Consider the following 7331-nt stretch of genomic DNA (forward strand, 5'->3'; position numbering starts at 1 on the left):
TCTTAACATAAGACAAAAAAACCTGCCGCAAGCTGCGACAGGTAAAAAACTTATTTTTTCACGTGTAAAATGTCGTTTTCTTCTAGGAATTTCGTATTGAATTTCGCTGATTGGAAAACTTCATTATTCATTAACGCTTCATGGAATGGAATTGTTGTATGCACGCCGTCTACTTGGAACTCGCTAAGTGCACGGTTCATACGTGCAATAGCTTCTTCACGTGTGTCAGCATGTACAATTAATTTCGCTACCATTGAATCATAGTAAGGAGGGATTGAATAACCTGGGTATACCGCAGAGTCTACACGTACACCATAGCCACCAGGCGCTAGGTAATCTGTTACTTTACCCGCTGAAGGCATGAAGTTTTTATAAGCATTCTCAGCATTAATACGACATTCAATTGCCCAACCATTAATTTTAATATCTTCTTGCGTATACGGTAATTTCTCACCTGAAGCAATTTTTAATTGTTGTTGTACTAGGTCAACGCCCGTAATCATTTCTGTTACTGGGTGTTCAACTTGGATACGTGTGTTCATTTCCATGAAGTAGAACTTATCTGCTTGGTAATCATAGATGAACTCAATCGTACCAGCACCCTCATAGTTACAAGCTTTAGCTGCTGTAACTGCTGCCTCACCCATTTCGCGACGACGCTCTTCAGATAATGCAGGAGATGGTGCCTCCTCAACTAATTTTTGCATACGGCGTTGTACCGTACAGTCACGCTCACCTAAGTGAATTGTGTTACCAAAGCTATCAGCTAGCACTTGGATTTCACAGTGACGGAAGTATTCGATAAATTTCTCTAAGTAAACGCCTGGGTTACCAAATGCTGCAGCCGCTTCTTTTTGTGTAATATCGATACCTTTACGTAAATCTTCTTCAGTACGCGCTACGCGGATACCTTTACCGCCACCACCAGCTGTTGCTTTGATGATAACTGGGAAGCCGATTTCATGCGCCCATTTAACGCCTGTTTCGATATCAGGAACGATACCAGTACCAGGTACTAATGGTACACCCGCTTTTTCCATTGTGTCACGTGCAACGTCTTTAATACCCATTACTTTAATCGAATCTGATGATGGTCCGATAAATTTAATGTTTGCGTCTTCACATGCTTCAGCGAAATCTGCGTTTTCAGCTACGAAACCGTAACCTGGGTGAATGCCGTCAGCGCCAGTTTTTTCAGCGACGCTTAGTAATGCATTCATATTTAAATATGAATCTTTAGATAATTTAGGACCGATGCAGTATGCTTCGTCTGCTAACTTTACGTGCAAAGCTTCAGCGTCTGCTTCTGAGTATACAGCAACAGATTTAATGCCTAGCTCTTTACAAGCACGAACGATACGAACAGCGATTTCACCGCGGTTGGCAATTAAAACCTTTTTCATTATATATGCACTCCTTACTCAGCTTTTACAAGGAATAATGGTTGACCATATTCCACTAAGTCGCCATCTTTTACAAGAATCTCTACGATTTCACCTGTAACTTCAGCTTCAATTTCGTTGAATAATTTCATTGCTTCAACGATACAAACGATTTTTTCGTCGTCTACTTTGTCGCCTACTGCTACATAAGGGTCTGATTCAGGGTTTGGCGCTGCATAGAAAGTACCTACCATTGGCGAAGTGATTTTATGTAATGATGGATCATCATTAACTGGCGCCGCCGCTGGTGCTTCTTCTTTTGCTGGAGCTGGTGTTGCCGCTGGCGCTGCTGGAGCCGCAGGTGCTTGTTGTACAACAGGAGCTGCTATTTCTTTTTTAACCGGTGTTACATCAGTTACTACTACACCAGCATTTTTCTTTAATTTAACTTTTGCATCTTTTACTTCATAAACGAACTCGTCGATTGTTGATGCGTCAACTAACTTGATAATTTCACGGATTTCTTGGATTTTGAACATTGCTAACTCTCCTTATTGAATAAAATCTATTACTTACAATGTCTATTCTATAGTTTTTTCATACAATTTGAAATAGTTAAATGAAAAATAAGTATATCTAATCAAAAAAGACCACATCTGCTACAAATAACTAGCACACCTTGCTTTTCTGCTATATAACACGTTCGTAAAAGCGTTAACCTTTTTCGTTTTAACCTTTACTCAAAACACCCCAGTTACGTGTGATTACTCACTTTTCTATTCCCTTGTACCTTTGCTATAAGATTCAGACATTAACATTCATTTTACGCTGTATTAACAATTTTATCAATGTATTCAGACAACTTATTTGTAAAATATTTCGAATTGAAGGCAAACTATGCTCTATCAAGGTGAAAAACTGTTATCTTTCTATAATAAACATACAAAAGGCTCTGCAATTTTATGCAGAGCCTTTTGGTTTTTATGCGCGTGAGCTATATGATGCGTCTGATGTGTTAATAATTAACTTATCTCCTGCGTTAACGAAAAATGGAACTTGTACCACTAAACCTGTTTCTAATTTAGCCGGCTTAGAACCACCTGAAGCAGTGTCGCCTTTAATACCTGGTTCTGTTTCAGCTACTTCTAGCTCAACAGTCGTCGGTAATTCCACTCCTAATACTTCAGCTTGGTATGATTGGATATGAACTTCCATGTTTTCTTTTAAGAATTGTAGTTCATATTCGATTTGTTTTTCTGGTAATTCGATTTGCTCATAAGACTCTAAGTCCATAAATACATGGTCTGTACCTTGTGCATATAGGTATTGCATTTTACGGTTGTCAATTTGTGCTTTTTCTACTTTTTCACCAGCGCGGAACGTTTTTTCGTTTACTGAACCGTTACGTAGGTTACGTAATTTAGAACGTACGAAAGCAGCGCCTTTACCTGGCTTTACGTGTTGGAAGTCCATTACACGGTAAAGTTGACCATCAATTAATACCGTTAAACCTGTACGAAAATCGTTTACTGAAATCATTTTTATTCCTCCAAATTATAAAATAATAAGTTCTTTTGTTGAATGCGTAAGTTTTTCATTACCTGTTGCAGTAATTAAAATATCATCTTCAATACGTACACCACCGATACCTGGTAGATAAACACCCGGCTCAAGCGTAACGGTCATGTTTGGCTCTAATACGGTTTCGCCACGCACCGAAAGACTAGGTGCCTCGTGCACTTCTAAACCAATACCGTGCCCTAACGAGTGACCAAACGCTTCGCCGTAACCTTGTGCTGTTAGGTAATCGCGCGCGATAGCATCGGCTTCTTTACCGGTCATATTTGGCCCTACTTTTTCAAGTGCTAGTAATTGTGATGCTAGGACGGCATTATACATGTCCACTAGCTTTTCAGATGGCTCACCTACCGCAATGGTACGTGTCATATCTGAAATATAACCATTATACAGTGCACCGTAATCTAATGTTACAAAATCGCCTTTTTCAATGACTTTATTCGTTGCTACGCCGTGCGGCAAAGCCGAACGTAAGCCCGATGCTACAATCGTATCGAATGAAGATGACGTAGCGCCCTGTTTACGCATAAAGAACTCTAGTTCATTCGCTACTTCAAGCTCTGTTTTACCAGGCTCGATAAAGTTAAGGATATGTGTGAATGCATCATCCGCAATCGCACATGCAGCCTTAATAATAGTAATCTCTTGTGGCGTCTTAATCAAGCGAATTTTTTCAATAATACCTGAAGTCGGTACGAATTGTGACGATACATTTTCCTTATACTGCTCATATTCTGCAAATGTCATCGCATCTTGTTCAAACCCGAGCGTCTTTACGCCTAATTTTTCCACTTGAGTAGCGACTTCTTTTATTAACGAGCCGCTATGTTGCACGACACGAAAACCTTCTACTTGATCGTTTGCTTGTGACGTATAACGGAAGTCCGTAATAAACACTGCGTCTTCTTTCGTTACTAATGCTACACCTGCCGTACCTGTAAAACCTGTAATATAACGACGATTAAATTCGCTCGTTACGAGTAGGGCGTCAAGTGATGACTGTTGCAATGCTTGTCGTAGTTTAGTTAATTTCATCGTGATGATTCTCCCTTTTGTATAAATGTCTGCAACGCTAGCTGATAGCCATACGTGCCAAGCCCAACGATTTGACCGATACATGCCGGTGCTAAATACGAATGGTGGCGAAAAGCCTCGCGCTTATGAACATTAGAAATATGCACTTCGATTACTGGGACATCAATCCCTGCAATTGCATCATGTAAAGCTACACTCGTATGTGTATAAGCTGCCGGGTTGATGACTACACCTTCGTAAGCGTTATCCGCAGCCTCGTGCAACCAATCTACGAGTTCACCTTCATGATTGGACTGTCTAAAATCGATTGTTACTTCATGTTTGTTAGCGAGCTGTAGAAGCTTATGCTCTACATCTTGCAATGTTTCATGACCATAAATTTCAGGCTCTCGCTTCCCTAATCGATTTAAATTAGGGCCATTCAAAATCATAATCTTCACCTTAGCATTCTCCTTTTCGTTGTCCTAGCTATAGTTTATCACAATTTTTCGACAAGCACTTATTAGTAGTGCTTTAGCTAAAAATTTAGTACACTTAGCATATTGTTTGTAAAATTTTTTAAAGAAGTGTGGTGTTTTCGTTTGAGCAATCAAACACCGATTTATGGCGGTCAAGCATTATTAGAAGGCGTAATGTTTGGCGGTAAAAAACATACCGTGACAGCCATTCGTCGCAATGACGATTCTGTCGATTACTATCATTATGAAAAACCTGTGCGACCAGCGCTACAAAAGCTAAAAAAAATCCCTTTCATTCGTGGTATTGTTGCGATAATTGAATCAACAGGCGTTGGTTCACGCCACATGCAATTCTCAGGTGATCGTTATGACGTAACACCAGGCGAGGAAGTTGTCGAGGAAGAGCAAAGTGGCTCTAAACTCCAAATGATTTTAGGCGTAGCAATCGTTGGCGTATTATCTTTTTTATTTGGTAAGTTTGTATTTACGCTTGTTCCTGTATTTTTAGCACAGGCGCTCGCGACATGGGTGCCTGGTAAGACGGGTCAAATTTTATTAGAAAGTGGCTTTAAACTACTTTTATTGCTTAGTTACCTCTATATTATTTCTTTGACACCGTTAATTAAACGCGTGTTTCAATATCATGGAGCTGAACATAAAGTAATTAATTGTTATGAAGCTAAGTTGCCACTAACCGTCGAAAATGTGCAAGCACAATCTCGCCTACATTATCGTTGTGGTAGTAGCTTTATTTTATTTACTGTCATCGTAGGCATGTTCGTTTACTTTTTCGTACCAACGGATCCATTTTGGTTCCGTATCGTTAACCGCATTTTACTCATCCCTGTAGTACTTGGTATTTCCTTCGAAGTTCTACAAGCGACAAATGCAGTGCGTACTATTCCTGTACTGCGTTTCCTTGGCTACCCTGGTTTATGGCTACAGCTGTTAACAACAAAAGAACCTCAAGATGATCAAGTTGAAGTAGCTATTGCTTCATTTAATAAACTTCTTGAAGTAGAGCAACATCCAGAAATTATACCGACATTGCATCATGATTAAACAAAAATAAACCCCGACTTGCTGTTTAGCGGTCGGGGTTTATTTTTATTCTACGAGTTGTTTCACTAATGTCATTTCAGGCGTTAATTGTGCCTTTTCGCCAATCGCAACTAACTCTTGTTTAATTAATCCTTTATCTTTTGCAAAGAAGTAATGGTAAATATTTTTCGTGTCATGATCATATTGCTCAACTAATACTAAATTATCGTAACTTTTACCTTTAACCGTAGTTTTAGCCATTGTAGAAATAATTGTCACTGTCATATTTGTTGTTTCTTCTATTGTAGGTTGTGTACCGATGCGTATCGGTTTTTGAATAACGAGTGATTTTTGATCTCCGGTAGTCGGGTGCATCACATAACGGTCCTCAGTTTCTTCTTCTTTATACATGTCATATAAATAACCATCCGTTAAATTAGAAACCGACCACGTTACATCACCTGCTGCCTCATAAACTAAATTACGTGTCGTGCCAGCCGGGATAAATACTTCGTACGTATGTTGCGCTTGATGTGGTAAGGCAAATGTATAAGGTTGTAACGTCATAGCACGCGCTAAAAATGCAGTAAAGTGCATACGCGTTAACTCTTTATTAGGCATAAATGAACGGTAGCCTGGATTTGCCTTATCAGGTGTACCGATTGTAATACCTGCTTCGGCAATTGCTAAAATCGCCTCGTAACTTTTGGTATCTGCATTAATATCTGTAAATATGTTTTCATAGTTTTCTGGTGCACGTAATTGATAAGCACGCGCTAGTACTTCTGCCATTTCAGCACGTGTTATTGTAGACTTTGGTTCAAAGTTTGTTGCCTTATCAAAGAGCCCTGCATTTTGTGCAGCCGCAATTTCCTTGTAGTACAAGAAATCTGTCGGAATATCTTCATACCCCGGATTTGTTACGTTTGTAGTCGGTAACTGTAATGCTTGAACGAGCATTTTCGCAATGTGTTGCTTTTGAATTAGCGCTGTCGGACGGAATGTACCATCACTATAACCACTAATTACTTCTTTATTAATTAAGTAATTCACTTCATAAAATGAATCACTATCGTTCGGAATATCTTTAAACATTTGGGCGTGGCCCGTAATTGCGAAAGTACTCATTAAAAATAAAGCAGCGATAGTAGCTACTAGTTTCTTCATGAGTGTTTCTCTCCTTTTACTAAATTATTTACTCACTGAACTAGCGTAACATACAAAATTCTACCGACTAACGCATCTTCCTTACAATTACATTACAATGCCGTAACAAAACATATACTATATTACGAAAAAAAGAAGTGTCTGAAAAATTACGACACTTCCTTACTTCTTACTTAGCCAAAGACACTAATTCCATTTTAAATGGACTAGCAAAACTTTCGATTTTAACGGCTTTCCGAAAGAAGTCTCCCATCCTCAAGGAATGTGAAGGTGCGAATAGCACCAATGAGTGGGTGGGAGATGAATTTCGGTTGGCTTTAGCCAACGTTATTTTTCTAAGCCTTTTCGCAATAATTCGAGAATAGTTGCTGTTCTTGTAGACAGTCCGTTTTCTTCTTGGTATTTATCTAATTTCTCGATAATTGATTTAGGCATACGAATTTCTACACGTTCTTTATTATCTTTCAAAATTATCACCTCTCACTTGATTGTACGGTATTTCTACGATACAATCAATATATACGATATTATTCCGTACAAAGCGAGGTGAATTGATATGACTAAACAAAACAAAGCTTTCAAATTCCGTTTACTACCAAACAGAGAACAGGCAGTATTATTAGCCAAAACATTTGGTTGTGTTCGTCTTGTCTACAATAAGATGCTTGCG

At 38.9% G+C, this 7331-nt stretch carries 9 protein-coding genes; 2 read left to right on the plus strand and 7 right to left on the minus strand.

The window, feature by feature from the left end:
• Nucleotides 1-50: 50 nt before the first annotated feature.
• The 5 genes from accC to aroQ form a co-directional block, all read right to left on the minus strand.
• Nucleotides 51-1403 carry an acetyl-CoA carboxylase biotin carboxylase subunit gene (gene accC / locus DDE80_RS08165; RefSeq protein ID WP_108307177.1) on the minus strand — a complete coding sequence of 451 codons (1353 nt, stop codon included), beginning with the start codon at nucleotides 1401-1403 and terminating at the stop codon, nucleotides 51-53.
• 14 nt (nucleotides 1404-1417) lie between these two features.
• Nucleotides 1418-1921 (minus strand): acetyl-CoA carboxylase biotin carboxyl carrier protein, encoded by a 504-nt coding sequence (gene accB, locus DDE80_RS08170; RefSeq protein WP_108307178.1) that lies wholly within the window; start codon nucleotides 1919-1921, stop codon nucleotides 1418-1420.
• A gap of 442 nt (nucleotides 1922-2363) precedes the next feature.
• On the minus strand, nucleotides 2364-2921 hold the full coding sequence (gene efp / locus DDE80_RS08175; RefSeq protein WP_108307179.1) for an elongation factor P: 558 nt from the start codon (nucleotides 2919-2921) through the stop codon (nucleotides 2364-2366).
• A 15-nt stretch (nucleotides 2922-2936) separates the two neighbouring features.
• Nucleotides 2937-3995, minus strand: coding sequence for a M24 family metallopeptidase (locus tag DDE80_RS08180; protein WP_108307180.1), 1059 nt, complete (start codon nucleotides 3993-3995; stop codon nucleotides 2937-2939).
• Nucleotides 3992-4435: a type II 3-dehydroquinate dehydratase gene (aroQ, locus tag DDE80_RS08185; RefSeq protein WP_108307181.1), complete on the minus strand. Its 444-nt coding sequence runs from the start codon at nucleotides 4433-4435 to the stop codon at nucleotides 3992-3994. The genes DDE80_RS08180 and aroQ overlap by 4 nt, the downstream gene beginning before the upstream one ends.
• A 192-nt stretch (nucleotides 4436-4627) precedes the next feature.
• On the opposite strand from aroQ, the gene DDE80_RS08190 reads away from it, so the two are divergent.
• Nucleotides 4628-5515 carry a DUF1385 domain-containing protein gene (locus tag DDE80_RS08190; protein WP_427901801.1) on the plus strand — a complete coding sequence of 296 codons (888 nt, stop codon included), beginning with the start codon at nucleotides 4628-4630 and terminating at the stop codon, nucleotides 5513-5515.
• A 45-nt stretch (nucleotides 5516-5560) separates the two neighbouring features.
• On the opposite strand, the gene DDE80_RS08195 is transcribed toward DDE80_RS08190, so the two are convergent.
• Nucleotides 5561-6661, minus strand: a complete 1101-nt coding sequence (locus tag DDE80_RS08195) for an S-layer homology domain-containing protein (RefSeq protein WP_108307183.1) — start codon at nucleotides 6659-6661, stop codon at nucleotides 5561-5563.
• 327 nt (nucleotides 6662-6988) lie between these two features.
• A complete protein-coding gene (locus DDE80_RS08200; protein WP_108306967.1) occupies nucleotides 6989-7129 on the minus strand; it encodes a ribbon-helix-helix domain-containing protein in 141 nt (46 codons plus the stop codon).
• Between the two features lie 88 nt (nucleotides 7130-7217).
• On the opposite strand from DDE80_RS08200, the gene DDE80_RS08205 reads away from it, so the two are divergent.
• On the plus strand, nucleotides 7218-7331 hold a 114-nt coding region (locus tag DDE80_RS08205), incomplete at its 3' end, for a helix-turn-helix domain-containing protein (protein ID WP_153060878.1).

Origin of the sequence: Metalysinibacillus jejuensis (assembly GCF_003057615.1) — a bacterium.
In the GTDB taxonomy this organism is placed as follows: domain Bacteria; phylum Bacillota; class Bacilli; order Bacillales_A; family Planococcaceae; genus Metalysinibacillus; species Metalysinibacillus jejuensis.